This is a genomic window from Streptomyces sp. NPDC051109 (genome assembly GCF_044455885.1).
GTDB lineage: Bacteria > Actinomycetota > Actinomycetes > Streptomycetales > Streptomycetaceae > Streptomyces.
The window spans coordinates 210843-226795 of record NZ_JBITFF010000002.1; the positions used below are offsets into that span (position 1 = coordinate 210843).

Genomic DNA, 15953 nt, shown 5'->3' on the forward strand with positions numbered 1-15953 from the left:
CGCACCGGTCCGGATCCGGCGGGCCGGTGACAGAGGGGGGACCGGCAAGCATGCCGATACGCAGTCAGGACCGGGCCGAGGAGACGGACGGGGGCGGGGCCGGGGTCGGCGTCGGCGGCAGGGCCGGGACAGGGACCGCGGGCGACTTCGGCGGGAGCGGCCGGGGCGAGGCGCGCGGGCCGGTCTTCGACTGGACCCGCAATGACGCGCTCGTCGCCATCGGGGCGGCCGTGAACGACCTGATCGGCTATTCGCTCGGCGCCGCGGACGACGGCCGGCCCCTCACCGTGCAGGCTCTGGTCCTCGTGGTCGTGGCCGCGCCCTGCCTGCTGGCCCGCCGGGCCTGGCCGGTGACCGTGCTCTGCGCCGTCCTCGCCCTCGGCGCGGCGCTGAACGTCACCACGCCGCAGGGTCCGCACTTCTCCGCCGCCTACATGGTCGCGCTGTACACCGTGACCCGCCTGCGCAGCACGGCGGTCACGGTGGCGGCCGCCGTGGCGACCGTCCCGGTCACGATGATCAGCGGGGGCTACGGTGACTCGTCCGTCCTGACCGGCCTGCTCGGCAACACGGTCGCGGTGGTGCTCGTCGTCGGCACCGGACTGGTGGTGCGGCGCTGGCAGCAGGAGGCGGAGGCCAAGCGCGTCCTGCTGGCCGACCGGGCGGTGGCCGAGGAACGCCGTCGGATCGCACGGGAGTTGCACGACATCGTCGCGCACCACATCACCACCATGCAGCTGATGGCCGGCGGCGCCCGGGCCAACCTGGCGCACGACCCGGGCACCGCCCGCGAGGCGCTGGTCACGCTGGAGGACTCCGGGCGGATGGCGCTGCGGGAGATGCGGCAGCTCCTCGACGTCCTGCGGGCCGGGGAGGAACCGGAGCAGGTCCCGCCGGAGCCGCAGCCCGGGACGGGGGATCTCGGTCGGATCATCACCGAGTCCCGGCTGGCGGGTACGCCCACCGAGTTCACCGTACGGGGGACGGCCCGCCCGCTGCCGCCGACCGTCGGTCTGACGGTGTTCCGCATCGTCCAGGAGGCGCTGACCAACGCCCGCAAGCACGCCGTCGGCGCGCAGGCCCACGTACGGCTGGCCTACGGCCCGGACGGCGTCGAGGTGGAGGTACGGGACGACGGCCCGGGCGTCGCCCGGTCGGGGACCGCCCGGCCGGGGGCCTCGCGGCCCGGCGCCGGCAGCGGCGGCAGTCGCAGCAGCGGGTACGGTCTGATCGGAATGCGGGAACGCGTCGCGCTGCAAGGCGGCACCCTGGAGGCCGGCCCGTGCGAGGGCGGCGGATTCAGGGTGGCGGCCAGGCTCCCGGCGGGCGACCCGGTGGGACAGCGAGAGGACCGACGCGGATGATCCGTGTGCTCATAGCCGACGACCAGCCGCTGGTACGGCGGGGCCTGGCGCTGATCCTTGCGCCCGACCCGGCGTTCGAGGTGGTGGGCGAGGCCGAGGACGGCGCCCGGGCCGTCGACCTGGCCCGCGAACTGCGGCCCGACGTGGTCGTCATGGACATCCGGATGCCGGTCCTCGACGGGGTCCAGGCCACCGAGGAGCTGGCCCGGACGCTGCCGCAATCCCGCGTCCTGGCCCTCAGCACCTTCGACATGGACGAATACGTGGTCGCCGCACTGCGCGCCGGCGCGTACGGGTTCCTCCCCAAGGACGTCTCCCCGGAGGAGCTCATCGCAGCGGTCCACACCGTCCACACCGGAGAGGCCGCCGTCGCACCCCGGCTGCTCACCCGGCTGATCTCCACCTACGTACGGGCCTCCCCCGCCCGGCCGCGCCCGGCGGCGACGGCCCCGGCCGGCCTCACGCCGCGCGAGCTGGAGATCTGGCAGCTGCTGGCGACCGGGTTCGACAACGCGGAGATCGCCGGAGACCTGGAGATCAGCGTCTCCACGGTCAAGAACCACATCACCGGCATCTTCACGAAACTGGGCGTCCGCGACCGGGCCCAGGCGGTCATCGCGGCGTACGAATCGGGCCTGGTGGCGGCCGGACACGGCAGCGGCTGAGCCCCAACCGCCCGCAAGCCCGGCCATGCAGACCAGCACGCCGGCGCGCCGACTCCTATGATCTTCCGATGACGGATCCTGTCCACCCCGCGAAGCCCCGCCCCGGCGACCTGGTCGCGGTGCTGTCCCCCTCGTCCGGCCTGCCCGGTCTCCTCCCCCTGCCCTACGAGTTGGGGCTGCGCAGGCTCCGGGACGACTTCGGGCTGAAGACGGTGGAGTACCCGACGACACGCACGATGGGCGCTTCGCCCGAGGCGCGGGCCGCGGACATCCACGCGGCCTTCGCGGATCCCGACGTCAAAGCCGTGTTCGCCAGCATCGGCGGCGACGACCAGATCACCGTCCTGCCCCATCTCGACCGCAGCCTGCTCCGAGCCAATCCCAAGCCGTTCTTCGGCTACAGCGACAACACCAACCTGCTGCTGTTCCTGCGGAACGCCGGCATCGTCGGATACCACGGCGGCTCGGTGATGGTCGAGCTCGGCCGCCCCGGCGCCCTCCACCCGCTGACCGCGGATTCCCTCAGAGCGGCGCTGTTCACCTCAGGAGCGTACGAACTCACCCCGGCCGTCGCCTTCGGGGACGTCAACCGGCCTTGGGAGGACCCGCGTACGTTCGAGTCCGAACCCGAGATGGAGCCCGCCGGCGGGTGGATCTGGCACAACGGTGACCACGTGGTGGAAGGCATCGGCTGGGGCGGCAACCTGGAGATCATCTCCTGGCTGCTGATGGCCGACCGCGCCGTACTGCCGGCCGACGCCTACACCGGCGACGTGCTCTTCCTGGAGACCTCCGAAGAAATGCCGAACGCCGAAGAGGTCTACCGGATCCTGCGGAACATGGGCGAACGCGGCCTGCTCCAGCAGTTCCCCGCCCTCCTGATGGGCCGGGCCAAGGCCTGGTCGTTCGAGAATCCGCTCGGCCCCCCGGAGAGGGCCCGCTACCGCCGGCAACAGCGCGAGGCCGTGCTCCGAGCCCTCCGGCGGTACGCCCCCGACACCATGGCGGTGTTCGACGTCGACCTCGGCCACACCGATCCACAACTCGTGATCCCCGTCGGAGGCCGCATCCGGGTGGACGGCCGGTCGCGCCGGATCACCGTCACCTACTGAGCCTGAGGCGCTACTTGTTGAGGCAGTTCTGGCGGAACGCCTCGTCGTACGCGGTGTCGTAGCCGACCGCGTAGCCGTTCTGGAAGGCGAGGATCAGCGGGTCGGGCTGTTTCTGCGGGATCAGGCGGGCGTGGGTGCGTGCGGTCACGCATGCCTTGCCCTCGTCGCGCCCCCAGGTCTCGCCTGCGGCCTGCCCGGCGGCCGCCATGCTCTCCTGGGTCTGCTGCTGCGGCTTGGGCGGCTGCGGCTTGTTCATCGCATCGCACGCAGCCTTGTTGGCGGCCGCGGACTTGGCGTACGCCTGGTTGTAGCCGTACGTGTAGCCCTCGGCCTTCCCCTGTACGAAGGGGGAGGGGTTGGGCGGGACCAGCGGCGGAAGGGTCTTGCGGCAGAGGGGCGGCTTGCCGTCACGGTTGCCGGAGCTGGAACCCTGGAGATAGCCCTCCCGGCACCCCCGGTGGTACGGGTCCTGGCCCTGTGTCAGGCCGTGGCAGATCGACGGCAGCGCCGCGGCGGCCTGCGCCGGCCGCTGGGCTGCTGCGGGAACGACCGCCAGCAACACCAGCGCGGGTGTGGACAGCAGTACGAGCGGGGCGAGCGCCCGCCGCCGGAAATGGCGGGTCATGGTCAGCCTCCCGGACGGGTGGTCCGGCACCGGGCGGTACACCGGGCGCGCGGCCCACGTGCGGAATCCGTGTCGCCCGCCCGGGGGCGCCGACGACACGCCGGAACCCTGTGGGCTGGTCCCGCCCGGCAAAACGGGCGGCCCACACAGCCCGGGGTGAGCGCAGGACGTACACCTCCACTCTATTCGCCGCCACCGCGAAGCGCCTGTCCTACGAAGTGGCGGGCGGGTCCGGCGGCGACATGGCGGGACTCGCCGGGCAGGGATCAGCCTGCGGCAGCCCGCGGCGGGACATACTGGATCGGCTTCAACGGTCAACGACTCGCCCGACAGCAAGTGGCGGCATGCGCGAACTCACCTTCACGGCTTCGAGGAGTCTCGCCGCCGGGGGCCTCCTCTGGGCCTCGTTGGTCCAGATCTTCGTGGTGAACAACGCCATCGTCCTGCCCCGTGCTTCGAGTCGGAACCTGGTGGAGCACATCATCTCCGCGCTCGGCGACACCCGGTGCGGCCGTGTCGGGGGTTCCGGTTCTGCTCCCCCTGGCACGAAGCCGCCGACATCGCCTGGATCGTCGGAGGGGTATGCCTCATCCTGGGCGCGCTGCTCAACGCGGCGGTGGTCCTCCCGGCGGACCGCCTCAGGAGCCTGGCGTTCGGCGTTCTGGCCGTCAGCGGAGTGGGACTCGTGTCGACCGGCTTCAATCCCTACAACCTCCGCCCGGCCGTACACCTGCTGTCCGCCGGAACGTGCTTCTTCTGCGGGGCGGTGGGCGTACTGCTGCTGGGAGGCATGCTGAGGCAGGCGCACCGGCCGTACTGGGGGACGACGGGCATCCTGTGCGGAGTCACGTCCATCGCCTCGGCCACGCTCACCGCGCTCAGACCGGACCCGTACGTCCAGGGCTTGTTCGAGCGGATCGCCGCGTGGCCCAGCGTGGTGTGGGTCATCTGCTTCGGGGCGTACATCGCCTTCTCCACGCGGCGTGCGTACCGCGGCGGGCGTTGACGCCGCGAGCGCACGGGGTTCAGGGGGGCATCCGCTCCTGTGTGGTCCGTTCCGTCTCCGTGACCTCGCCCGTCACTCGCGTACCCGGGTGCAGGAAGGTGCACAGACATGCCAGCCCCAGCGCGATGGCCATCCCGTAGAACACCCACTGGTTGGCCTCGGCGAAGTCCAGGTGGATCGCCTGGAAGGAGCTCCGCATCAGCGTGGCGGTCGGTCCGCCGTCGGTGGGCGTGCGGTCGTCCGGGTGGCCGATGACCGCTTCCGCGATGTCGTGGGCCGCACCCCGGACCTCCTCCTCCGGCACGCCCTTCGCGGCCAGCGTCTGCGCGATCCGGCTGGTGTCGGCATGGGTGAGGAGCGTGCCGAACACCGCCATACCGACGGCTCCCGCGTAGTTGCGCACGGTCTGGGTGATACCGGTGACCTCGCCGTACGAGGCGTCGATCGCCCGGTTGACGGCGTCGGTGGAGGCCGGGGAGAGCACGAGGCCCATGCCGACTCCGGCGAGGCAGGCGTAGGGCCACTGGTCGTGCGGAGACAGGTCCGTCAGTTTCCACGCCCACAGGGCGAATCCCGTGCAGGCGAGCGCCGTGCCGAGCTGCATCGTGGGCCGGGCGCCGTGTTTGTCGAGGATCCTGCCGCCCCACTGGGCCGAGAGGCCGTAGCCGACGAAGAAGTACAGCACGTAGAGCGCGGCCTGGTGGGGCGACGAGCTGAGCGAGATCTGCGCGTACACCGACGCGAAGAACAGCACGGGGATGAACGCCAGCACCGAGAAGAAGAGCACCAGGGCGTCGGCCGTGAACGCCCGGTCGCGGAAGACGCGCAGCTTGATGAGCGGCTCGTCGGTGCGCAGTTCGTACCAGCAGAAGAACACGAGGACGAGGAGCCCGCCGATGACGCACGCCCAGGTGGCGAGGCTGCTCCAGCCCCAGGTCGCCGCCTGCTGGATCCCGAAGACGTTCAGCGCCATGCCGGTGGCGACGAGTACGGCACCCGGCACGTCGAGGCGCTCGCGCCGCCGGGCGTCGGGGATGTGGGCCCGGGCGGTCAGGACGAGCGCGACGAGGGCCACGGGGACGTTGATCCAGAAGACGGCCCGCCAGGTCCAGGAGGTCAGCCAGCCGCCGAGCAGCGGTCCGATGGCGGTGAGCGCGCCGGCGAGTGCGAAGAACAGGGCCAGCACCCGGCCCCGTCTGCCCACGGGGACGACGCCGACGACCACGGCGATGGCGGCGGGGAACACCAGTGCCGCGCCCACGCCCTGGGTGGCCCGGAAGATGACGAGCCAGCTCTGGGCGAAGCCGCCGGACGGCACCGAGCCGCACAGCACGGAGGAGACGACGAACACGAGGGTGCCCGCCACGACCATCCGGCGGTGCCCGAGGACGTCGGCGAGGCGGCCGCCGAGCGCGAAGAACGCGGCGAGCGCGAGCAGGTACGCGTTGACCATGCGTTGCAAGCCGGAGGAGGAGAGGCCGAGTTCCTCGACGATGCTGGGGGCGGCGATGCTGACGATCGTCTGGTCGACGAAGACCATCGCCACCGCGAAGAGCATGGCCGCGAGGGCCATGGCCTGCTTCGGCGCCCCGCCCCGGCGGCCGGACTCCCCCGGCGGGCTTCCGGTCGGCCCACCGGAACCGATCGGAGCACCGTAGCGGGACTCCCCGTAGGACTCCCCGGCAGCGCTCCGTCTGTCCTGCACAGTCCTCATACTCCCCGCCGGAGATCCGTTCCGCACGCCGGTACCGCGCCGTCACGTCGGCGCTCGCCGAAGACGTCCAACCGTGGTGGGGGGCGTCCGAGGCCGGGCGCCTGCCCTGTACCTGGGCCTCGGGCCGGCGCTCCGGCCTCTCGGGCGCCCCGGTCCGTAATTCCGAGCCGCGGCGCTCTCCGGGAGTGCAGACTCCCTCCATGGTGGACATGTGGGCGTTCCGGGACGCGGTCGGTCGCTGGGCGGCGGGTGGGCCCGGCGGACCGGCGGGGGACCTGGCAGTACGGCTGGGGCTGCGGACCGCGGTGCTGCTGGAAGGGCTGAGTGATCTGGCGGCCGTCGAGGTGCTCGCGGCACGGCGTGGCCGGGACCTGGCTGCCGAGGGGGTGTGCGTCGTGTCGATGGGCGGCGCGATGAACGTCGGCCGCTACGCCGGCCTTCTCGGGCCGCCGGGACTCGGCCTGCGCCTGACGGGACTGTGCGACGAGAGGGAAGAGCCGTACTACGAACGCGGCTTGAAGCGGGCCGGGGCGAACGGGGCGGAGTTCTTCGTGTGCGCGGCGGACCTGGAGGACGAGCTCATCCGCGCGCTCGGCACGGGGACCGTCGAGGAGATCATCCGGGTCGAGGGCGACCTGCGTCCATGGCAGACGTTCCTGCGGCAGCCCGCACAGGACGGTCGGCCCCGGCAGCAGCAGCTGCGGCGCTTCCTCGGCACGAAGAAGGGCCGCAAGATCCGCTACGGCCGTCTGCTGGTGGAGGCCCTCGACCCCGCACGGGTACCGGCCCCGCTGGCGGACCTCCTCACCAGCCTCTGACCGGGGGCCACTCGGCGGGCGGCTGCCGCCGCCCGCGGCCGGGTCTCAGGGAGACTTTCGCCGGGGCGACGGCGGAGGCGGAGAGGAGGGTGGCCGCGCCGAGGGTGCCCCACAGGGCGGCCGGACCGTAGGGGGCGAGGGCGGTGAGGGCCGCCGGGGAGACGGCGAGGCCGAAACCCGTGGAGAGCTCGAAGCGGGCGAGCGTGCGCCCCAGGACGTGGGGCGGGGCGAGGGCGGTGACGAGCGCCGTGGCGCTGCCCGCGTAGATGATCTCGCCGACCGTGCAGAGCACGGACACCGCGGCGACGGCCGGGGCGCCCCACCCGGGTCCCAGTGAGGTCGCCGCGAGGAAGCCGAGGTAGGACGCGGTGAGGACCACGCCGGCGAGGGCCAGTACGGTCCGCCGGGAGAAGCGGGACATCAGGACGGTGACCGGAACCTGCAGCGTGACCACCAGCACCGTGTTCGCCACGAAGACGACTGCCGACCACACCGGGGATGCGTGCATCTGCGTCACCAGGACCAGCGGCAGGGCGATCTCGGGGACGTTGAGGCAGAAGACGTAGACCACGTTGGCGGCCAGCAGCGCGCGCATCCGGGGAGCGGGTTCGCCGGCGGCGGCGCCGGCGCGGGGGGCGGACGGATCCGCGCGGAGGCGGACCGACCAGGCCAGCGCCGCCGCCGTGAGGTAGGCGAGCCCGGTGACGGCTGCCAGCACCTGAAGGGCCATGGCGCCGCCCGCCAGGCACGCGGTGGCGAGCAGCGCGCCCACGCCGAGGCCGGCGTTGCGCAGGGCGCGGGCCGCCGCGAGCGCGGTGTCGCGTTGCCGGCCGTGGGAGACCGTAACCACGAGGGCTGCGTGGGCGGCCGGCCAGGCCTGGTTCCCGAGGCCGAGGAAGAGCGCCGCCGCCGCGAACGGCCAGGCCCGCCCCGCCGGGGTGGCCAGCAGCAGTGCCACGCCCAGCACCCGTACCAGCATCGACGCCGCCACGACCGAGCTGCGGGCACCACGGTCCAGCCAGCGGCCCACCGCGGGCATGCACACCAGGCCCACGACCACGCCGCCCGTCATGGCGATGCCGGTGACCGGTGCGGACAGCCTCAGCACCGTCACCCCGTAGAGCAGCAGGAATGGTCGCAGCATGCCGGTGCCGAGCGCGTCCACGGCCAGGGCGACGGCGTAGCGGGGACCGCCGGAGGCGTGGAGGAGGGCGCGGGGCCGGATCTTGGTGAGGTTTGCCATGGCGCCAACCGTGCGTTCGGCAGCCGGGCCGGCCGCGTCGGTTGACGGACACCGTCAACCGACGCCGTCGGCGCCCCCCGGGTCGGCGATGCTGAGGGGATGACGTTGAGGATCGACATCGGCGGGCTGCCGTCCGAGCGGCTGCGGTTCGCCGCCTCCCCGCTGGCCGAGCTGACCGCGATGCTGCACGTGCTCGCCGAGCCCGGGCACCACCAGCAGCTCGCCGGGTGGGCCGCGGACGTCTGGGCCGGGCTGAAGCCGGAGCTGGCCGAGCGCTTGCGGGAGGCGGAGTTCCTCTGGCGTTCCTCACAAGCCGACTTCCTGCTCCCCGCCCGGCCCCGGCCGACCCTCGCCGAGGAGTTGGACGACGTGGACCGGATCGACGACGAAACGTATGTGACCGCCGCCCTCGTCACCACGTGCGGCGGCAACCGGGTCCGCCTCGCCGCGCCGTCGCCGCTCACCGATGCCCGTGCGCGCGAGCGGGCCCTGGACCTGGCCCAGGCGCGCGGTGCGCGACAAGAGGCCTTCGCCGAACGGCTGCTGGCGGACCCGGCCGCCGTACGGGCGCGGGTGCGGCGCACCCTCGAACAGTGTGCCGGGGCCTTCTTCGATGAGGCCTGGACGGACGCCGCCGTACGGCTGGCCACGGATCTGCGCCTGAAGAACGACCTGTTGAAGCACCAGGGCGTCGCCGCGGCACTCGCCTCGGTCTCCGGCGCCGTCACCCTGGCACCGGACGGCCGGTGCATCGTCGTGGACAAGTTGCAGGACAAGGCGACCGCCGCCCACGGCACCGGGGTCACCTTCATTCCCAGCGTCTTCGGCAGCCCGCACCTGGTGGTGGTCCATGCGCCCGGGTGGCAGCCGGTGGTGCAGTACCCCGTGGCCGAGCCGGGTCCGGCGGAGCCCGTATCGCTGGAGACGGTCACGCTGCGGCTGGAGGCGCTGGCACATCCGGTACGGCTGCGGCTGCTGCGTACGCTGGCCCGCGGCCCGCACACCAACGGGGAGCTGGCCCACACCTGGGAGCTTTCGCCCCCGGAGGTCTCCCGCCACCTCGCCGTCCTGCGCGGCGCGGGCCTGCTCACAGCCCGGCGACACGGCCGTTACGTCCGCTACACCCTCAGTCTGCCCGATCTGACGGCGCTGGGCACCGACCTGCTGGCAGCCGTACTGCGCTGAGGGCGCGTCGGCGCTCAGGGGGCGGAGGGCCACGTCCGCAGCAGCGCGGAGATCTTCCCGGCGGAGCAGGCGGGGCTGAGGAGGAGGTTCTCGTCCAGCGCCAGGACGAAAGCGAGGCCCACCCGGCCGCCGCCGGTGATGGTGACCCGCAGCGTGCCGGGGTCTGGCGATGGGCCGGGGTCCGAAGATTTTCTCGCGCCCGGGTGAACTCGGGACCCGGCCGGTACGTGATGCTCACGTCGGACGGCTTTGAGAGGAAGAACCGCCCCCATGTACAACGAGGAAACCGAGACCGTGACAGAGGCCGCGCTCGCGGCCGCGCCGGGTGCACCGGGCGGCGAACGGCTGATCGCGGGCCGCTACCGGCTGCTGTCCCGCCTCGGCGAGGGCGGGATGGGCACCGTGTGGCGGGCCCGCGACGAGACACTGGACCGCGAGGTCGCCGTCAAGGAGGTACGGGCCCCGGCCGGTCTGCAGGCCGGCGACATCACGCGGATGTACAGCCGGTTGGAGCGGGAGGCGTGGGCGGCGGCGCGGATACCCGACCGCAATGTGGTGACGGTCCACGACGTGGTCATGGACGACGGCCGGCCCTGGATCGTGATGGAACTGGTCCGCGGACCCTCGTTGGCCGATCTGCTCCGCGCCGGGGGGCCGCTCAGCCCGCAGTACACCGCGCACATCGGCGCCGAGGTGCTGAGCGCGCTGCGTGCCGCCCATGCCGTCGGGGTGGAGCACCGGGACGTGAAGCCGGCGAACGTGCTGCTCGCCGAGGACGGGCGGGTGGTGCTCGGCGACTTCGGCATCGCGATGGTCGAGGGCAGTACCGCCCTGACCATGGCCGGCGAAGTGGTCGGCTCCCCCGAGTACTTGCCGCCGGAGCGGGCGCTGGGCCGCCCCTCGGGCCCCGCGTCGGACCTGTGGTCGCTCGGCGTGACGCTGTACGCGGCCGTGGAGGGAATCTCCCCGTTCCGGCAGGACACCGCGCTGAGCACGCTGCGGGCCGTCGTGGACGGGGAGCCGCCGGTGCCGACCCGGGCCGGCCCGCTCGCCCCGGTGATCGCCGGGTTGCTCCGCAAGGAGCCCGCCGAGCGGACCCCCGCCGCCCGGGTCGCCGAAGCCCTGCGGGGCATCGCCCGGGAACCGGACGCCACCACGGCCGCCGCCCGCGTCGTGCGGAATGCCGCGGAACCCGCCGCCGCGGAGGCGCCCGTTCCCGCCCCGGCGTCCGCCACCGCGCGCGTCCACGCCGCCCCGCCCCGCAAGAGACGTACGGCGGCCCTCGTCGCGGCCGGCGCGGCCGCCTGCGTACTGGGCGCCGCAGGGCTGGCCTACGCCCTCACCGGCCACGACGAGGACCGCGCGCCCGGTTCGGGAGTGCGCATGTCGGTGGCGGGCGCGAACACGGCCTACACCGGCCGCTGCCCGGTCCCCGCCAACCAGGCCCCGGCGTTCACCGCGACCTTCACCGCGTCCGAGCCGACCCTGATCTCCTTCCGCTGGGTGTCCGGCGACGGCTCGGTCGTGGATCCGCACTGGCGCACCATGTCGGTCGGGGACAAGGCCACCCCCACGGGACGCGACACGGTGCGCCTGACGACCTACGCGAAGGCCGGCACCCTGAGGACCGGGATGGCCGTTGAACTCCAGAGCCCCATCCGCGCCACATCCGACCCGGTGCCCTTCTCCATCACCTGCACCGGCTGATCCCGGCGGGGCATCAGGAGGCGAAGGACCTCTCCAGCCTGGGGATCAGGTCCCGGAGGTCCTGTTCCCAGCAGCCGGCGTTGTGGCCGCCGTTGCACTGGTCGCCCCAGCCGGAGCCGTCGCCGTAGTCGACGTAGTGGTACGACATGCCCACGGCGTCCATGCCTTCCTTGACGTGCTGGGACGCGCTTTCGAGCCAGAACTCCAGGTTGGTGGGCGAGCCGCCCCCGTTGCCCACGTAGATGGAGACCCCGACTCCGCCGGCCTTGATCTTGTCCATGTGCTGTGACGGGTCGACCTCGTTCCACCGCCAGTCGACGTTGAACACCGGGTAGGGCGAGCCGAACAGGGCGTCGCTGTCCACGCCGGGCTTGTAGGGGGAATCGGGGATGCCGCAGACACCGGAGTACGGACCGCAGATCGCCCCCTGCGCGTCGATGAGGGATGCGACGACCGCGAGCCGCAGGTCCATGGAGCGGGCCGACAGATCGATGTCCCCCGACAGGGAGGCGGTCTGGCTGAACAGGTCGGGACGGACCTGGGCGTAGTGCAGGGCCCCGAACCCGCCCATGGAGACGCCTGCGACGGCCCTGGCCTTCTTGGTGGGGATGGTCCGCAGGTTCGCGTCGATGAACGGAATCACCTGCTCGAGGTGGAAGTTCTCCCAGTTCTGGGCACCGGCCCGGGTCTTCTGGTCGAGCCAGTTGGCGTACCAGCCCCGAGCGCCCCCGTCCGGTATGACTGTGATCATCTGGTCCAAGGCGGTCAGCGCCGGATAGTCCTGCCGGATCGGGTCGTCGGGCGAACCGTGCAGGAAGTACAGCACCGGATAGCGCCTGGCCGGGTCGTCGTAGTAGCCGCTCGGCAGGATGATTTTGATGTGGTGCTTGCCCGTCACCTCCGGTGTGGTCACGGTGAGGTGGAAGTTGCCGGGACCTCCGGTCGGCGTGTCCACCTGGGTCAGGCCGAAGCCGTCCGCCATCGGCGGCGGCGCGGTCCGTTCGGCGGCCTGCGCCGGACCTGCCGGCACGGCCGTCGCCACCAGGGCTGCCATCAATGCCACCAGCACGCGCCGGCGACTCGTTTTCGTGATCACGGTGTTGTTCCCCCTCGGGAGCCTTGTCGTGGGAACCCTGCTGAAGGAGTGGCCTCAGGAAAGGACCTTGGTCTCCAGTGCCGGCGAAGCCGCGATCTGCGCCTCGGTGAACCGTTCCGTCACCCACTGGCCCGCCGCGAACAGCTTGGTCTGGTCGACGTGGTGCGGCGAGTTCGGATCGGCCGACTGGGAGTAGGCCAGCACCGAGCAGGCTTGCGGCGGACCGTCGGCGGTGAACTTCACCAGCTGGATGAAACTGGACCCGAAGACGATGTCCGGCTCTCCGTCGACCAGGCCGGGAGTGACCACGTTCAGCACGCCCAGCTCGCTGATCGAACCGTGGATCGGGATCTGCTCGCCGTTTCGGGTGACCTTCTGGACGTCCGACAGCGGGGCGTTCAGCGGAACACCCGCCCTGCGCAGCGCGAGGACCGCCCGGCCGAACGCGTCGCGGACGGCGGAACTTCCGGAGTCCAGCGAATTGGGCGTGTGCACCGGGTCCTTGGGGTCGAAGGGCACCCGCCACGGCAGTTTCTCGATCGCCTGCCCACCGAGCAGGAAGGCCCAGTAGTTCTCGAACAGCCACGATCCCCGGCTGTCCGCCGTGTAGGCGTGGTCCCTCCAGGCGGCCAGGATCGGACACGCCTCGCTCACGTTGACCAGGTTGCCGTCCACCACGATGAGCCCGAAGGGAAGGCTCCGGCACATCGCCACCGTGGCGTCGAGGGCCAGGTCGGCCGCCCTGCTGTTGTCGGCGAAGAGCAACTGCCGCATGTTCTCCGGTGTGAAACCCCTGCCGGGCAGTCCGTCCGTGCCGTCGATCCGCTTCTGCGCGGTCAGGATCAGCTCCTGGGTACGCAGCGAGCGGGGCGCCGCCGTATCGCCCATCACCCTGGGGAAGGACAGCGGCTGCTCGGGATTGGCCAGCCAGGCGCTGTCATTGGCGTTGCCGGCGAAGTCCTTGCGGATCAGGCGCGGCTGCTTGTGGGGGTCCAGCAGTCCCGGCGCGACCGCGTTCGGGTCGTCGGGCCAGTCGCACGCGCTGCGCTTGCCGTCGAAGACGGAGACCGGCGGCACGTTCGGCAGCCGCAGCTCCTGGTGGAACAGCAGCCGCCCGGTCAGGGTGAGGCACGATTCCGCGTGCTCGTCGGTGATGTTCGGCGTCGCCTGGATGTCCGCGTACAGCGCGTTGCCCTTGCGGTCGGAGGCGACGGTGTTGAAGAAGGGGACGCCCTGGGTGGTTTCCAGGGCGTCGACCACCCCGTTGACGTCCTTGGCCTGGTCGAGGTGGAACCAGGTGTTGAGCGCCCGCAGGTTGTCCATGTTCACGTCGCGCACCGCGTGGGCGCTGACCACCCACGGCAGCGGAATGCCCAGTACGGAAGTGACGATCGGGCCGTACCGGGTGGACCACAGCGTCCTGGTGACCTTGCCGATGGAGCCGTCAGCGTTGAGTACGTCGACGCCGACCTGCTGCGAGGCCATCTGCTGCCAGGCGCCGTCGACCAGGTAGTGGGTCGGGTTGAGGGGATCCACCTGTACGTCGAACAGCCCGAACGGGGCCACCGTGGCGACGGTGTGGCTCCAGGCGACGTCCTCGTTGTGCCCGATGTTCACCGCGGGGAATCCGAGCAGGCTGGCCCCGGAGACGTTGATCTTCCCCGGGATCGTCAGCTGGCTCTGCCACATCCGGTTCTTGCCCTGCCACGGGAAGTGCGGGTTGGCCAGCAGCATGCCGGTACCCCCGCCCACACCCTGCGAACCCACCGCCAAGGCGTTGCTGCCCATGCTCTGTTGACGGCTGACGGCCAGGGCGTCACGGATCCTCGCGGCGGTCTCCTGGGGTGAGGGTGCCTGCGGGGCGGCGGCCGAGGCCCCCGGGGGCGCGGCGGTCACCTGACCGTCCAGCAGCGGATCGGCGCTGCCCATGATGATCTCGGCGTGCGCGTGCCGGTAGACGTCCAGCTCCGTGATCGGCCGCACCCAGGCCGCACCGCGGCAGGCCGGATCCGAGATGTTGTTCACGCCCGTCTCGGCCAGGTACCGGTTGTACCCCTGGACATAGCCGCGGATGGCCTCTTTGACCTCGGGCTCCGGCCCGTTGGGGGCGGGCTGGTCGAGCAGCCGCTCCACCACGCGGTTGTCCTTGATCCGCTGGAAGTACAGGTCGCTGTTGAGGTTGGTGGTGGTGTTCTGATTCTCGCCGGGGCTCGCCTTGCCATCGGGGCCCAGGTAGCGGGACCTCTGGGCGTTGGCCATCAGATAGGTGTCGGCCAAGGTGCAGATGTTGTCCTTGGCCGCGGCGTATCCGTAGCCCGTTCCCAGCCCCTCCCAGTTCGAGGCGGTGATGTGCGGGATTCCGTACTCGGTGTAACGGATCGTCGGCTTGTCCGGTCCCTGTCCTGCGGCCGCCGCCGCGAGGGCCGACGCCCCGGCGGCAGGCGACACGGCGGCCGCCATCGTGCTCAGCACCGCCACCGCGGCCATGACCGCCATCGGCAGCCTCGCCGTGAATCTCCTGCGTGCCATCGAGCCGTCCTTCCCCTGTGGTCCAGGCCTTCGTCCGAACGCGGCCACGGTAGGGAGGACCGATGAAATCCCGATGGATCGGCCGCGCCGCCGCGGGTTTCATCGGTATGTCATCGGCCGCTGCCACTCTCGTCCGGTGACCTCGGCCGACTGCGCTTCGCATCGGAAGGCGGGCGCGTGGGCCGACTACTTGGGGAGGATCGAATGCGAGCCAGAAGGATCGCGGCCGTGGCAGCCGGGTTTCTGCTGACGGTCGGGCTTTCAGCGGTACAGGGGGCCAACGCGCAGGGGGCCGCGGCCAAAGCGACGGCTTCGTGCGAGGGCACCTACACGATCGTCGTCGGGGGCACCGGCAGCTCGTGGAACAACGACGGCTTCTACGGCAACATCCAGCAGCACGTCGGGTACCCCACCCAGATCCCCAACGGCGCCAGCGCCCGGGCGGGCGTCAACGAGCTGAACCGGCTGGTCCGTGACCAGCGTGCCGCGTGTCCGGGCCAGCACGTCAAGATGGCCGGGTACTCCCTGGGCGCCGCCGTGGTGCACGTCTGGGTCACCGAGAACTGGCAGACGTTCGACAACGTCAACGCCGTTCTCATCGCGGACCCCAAGCGCCAGGGCCCTCCCGGCGCCAACGGCGGGTCCGTGCCGTTCGGCGGTATCGTCGGCGCCCCGCTCGCCGGTGCCGACAGGTTCTTCGGCAACGTGCCGGTCAAGACCATCTGCCATTGGGACTACGTCTGCGACGAGTCCGCCGGCATCTGGACCTACCCGAACAACCACGTCAAGAACTACCCCGAAGACTTCAACATGGACCACCACAACGACGGCGCCAGCGAGCAGTGGTACAACGGCGCCTGGTACCCCTGGTAGCCACGGAGCGGACTCC

Annotated in this window: 13 protein-coding genes; 8 read left to right on the forward strand and 5 right to left on the reverse strand. The window is 71.8% G+C overall.

All coding sequences use genetic code 11. The features are described 5' to 3' along the window. Positions 1–50 precede the first annotated feature (50 nt). From ACIBAD_RS03930 to ACIBAD_RS03940, 3 genes are all read left to right on the forward strand, one after another. Positions 51–1364 carry a sensor histidine kinase gene (locus ACIBAD_RS03930; protein ID WP_398904257.1) on the forward strand — a complete coding sequence of 438 codons (1314 nt, stop codon included), beginning with the start codon at positions 51–53 and terminating at the stop codon, positions 1362–1364. Further along, a complete protein-coding gene (locus ACIBAD_RS03935) occupies positions 1361–2029 on the forward strand; it encodes a response regulator (RefSeq protein ID WP_398904259.1) in 669 nt (222 codons plus the stop codon). Before ACIBAD_RS03930 ends, ACIBAD_RS03935 begins: the two co-directional genes overlap by 4 nt. Before the next feature lie 68 nt (positions 2030–2097). Next, the gene (locus ACIBAD_RS03940; protein ID WP_134068859.1) at positions 2098–3141 is read left to right on the forward strand and encodes a S66 peptidase family protein; all 1044 of its coding nucleotides are present in this window, start codon (positions 2098–2100) and stop codon (positions 3139–3141) included. 10 nt (positions 3142–3151) lie between these two features. Here the strand turns inward: ACIBAD_RS03940 and ACIBAD_RS03945 are convergent, their stop codons facing one another. Continuing rightward, the gene (locus tag ACIBAD_RS03945; RefSeq protein ID WP_398904262.1) at positions 3152–3766 is read right to left on the reverse strand and encodes a hypothetical protein; all 615 of its coding nucleotides are present in this window, start codon (positions 3764–3766) and stop codon (positions 3152–3154) included. 505 nt (positions 3767–4271) lie between these two features. On the opposite strand from ACIBAD_RS03945, the gene ACIBAD_RS03950 reads away from it, so the two are divergent. After that, positions 4272–4772, forward strand: a complete 501-nt coding sequence (locus ACIBAD_RS03950) for a DUF998 domain-containing protein (RefSeq protein ID WP_398904264.1) — start codon at positions 4272–4274, stop codon at positions 4770–4772. Positions 4773–4791: 19 nt separating this feature from the next. Here ACIBAD_RS03950 and ACIBAD_RS03955 read toward each other — a convergent pair whose 3' ends face one another. Further along, complete coding sequence (locus ACIBAD_RS03955) at positions 4792–6345, reverse strand: MFS transporter (protein ID WP_398904766.1); 1554 nt, start codon at positions 6343–6345, stop codon at positions 4792–4794. Positions 6346–6686: 341 nt separating this feature from the next. Between ACIBAD_RS03955 and ACIBAD_RS03960 the strand changes: the two genes are divergently transcribed. Continuing rightward, positions 6687–7304 (forward strand): TOPRIM nucleotidyl transferase/hydrolase domain-containing protein, encoded by a 618-nt coding sequence (locus ACIBAD_RS03960; RefSeq protein ID WP_398904266.1) that lies wholly within the window; start codon positions 6687–6689, stop codon positions 7302–7304. Here the strand turns inward: ACIBAD_RS03960 and ACIBAD_RS03965 are convergent. After that, positions 7291–8547 carry an MFS transporter gene (locus tag ACIBAD_RS03965; protein ID WP_398904268.1) on the reverse strand — a complete coding sequence of 419 codons (1257 nt, stop codon included), beginning with the start codon at positions 8545–8547 and terminating at the stop codon, positions 7291–7293. The two genes, ACIBAD_RS03960 and ACIBAD_RS03965, sit on opposite strands and share 14 nt — an antisense overlap. A gap of 99 nt (positions 8548–8646) precedes the next feature. On the opposite strand from ACIBAD_RS03965, the gene ACIBAD_RS03970 reads away from it, so the two are divergent. After that, complete coding sequence (locus ACIBAD_RS03970; RefSeq protein WP_398904270.1) at positions 8647–9732, forward strand: DUF5937 family protein; 1086 nt, start codon at positions 8647–8649, stop codon at positions 9730–9732. A gap of 270 nt (positions 9733–10002) precedes the next feature. Further along, entirely contained in the window at positions 10003–11439 is a 1437-nt protein-coding gene (locus tag ACIBAD_RS03975; protein ID WP_398904272.1) for a serine/threonine-protein kinase, read from the forward strand. A 13-nt stretch (positions 11440–11452) separates the two neighbouring features. Here ACIBAD_RS03975 and ACIBAD_RS03980 read toward each other — a convergent pair whose 3' ends face one another. Together ACIBAD_RS03980 and ACIBAD_RS03985 are read right to left on the reverse strand one after the other, a co-directional pair. Continuing rightward, the gene (locus ACIBAD_RS03980; protein WP_398904274.1) at positions 11453–12493 is read right to left on the reverse strand and encodes an alpha/beta hydrolase; all 1041 of its coding nucleotides are present in this window, start codon (positions 12491–12493) and stop codon (positions 11453–11455) included. A 96-nt stretch (positions 12494–12589) separates the two neighbouring features. Then, entirely contained in the window at positions 12590–15064 is a 2475-nt protein-coding gene (locus tag ACIBAD_RS03985) for a penicillin acylase family protein (protein WP_398904276.1), read from the reverse strand. 204 nt (positions 15065–15268) lie between these two features. On the opposite strand from ACIBAD_RS03985, the gene ACIBAD_RS03990 reads away from it, so the two are divergent. Continuing rightward, on the forward strand, positions 15269–15937 hold the full coding sequence (locus ACIBAD_RS03990) for a cutinase family protein (RefSeq protein WP_119094445.1): 669 nt from the start codon (positions 15269–15271) through the stop codon (positions 15935–15937). The last annotated feature ends 16 nt before the right edge of the window (positions 15938–15953 follow it).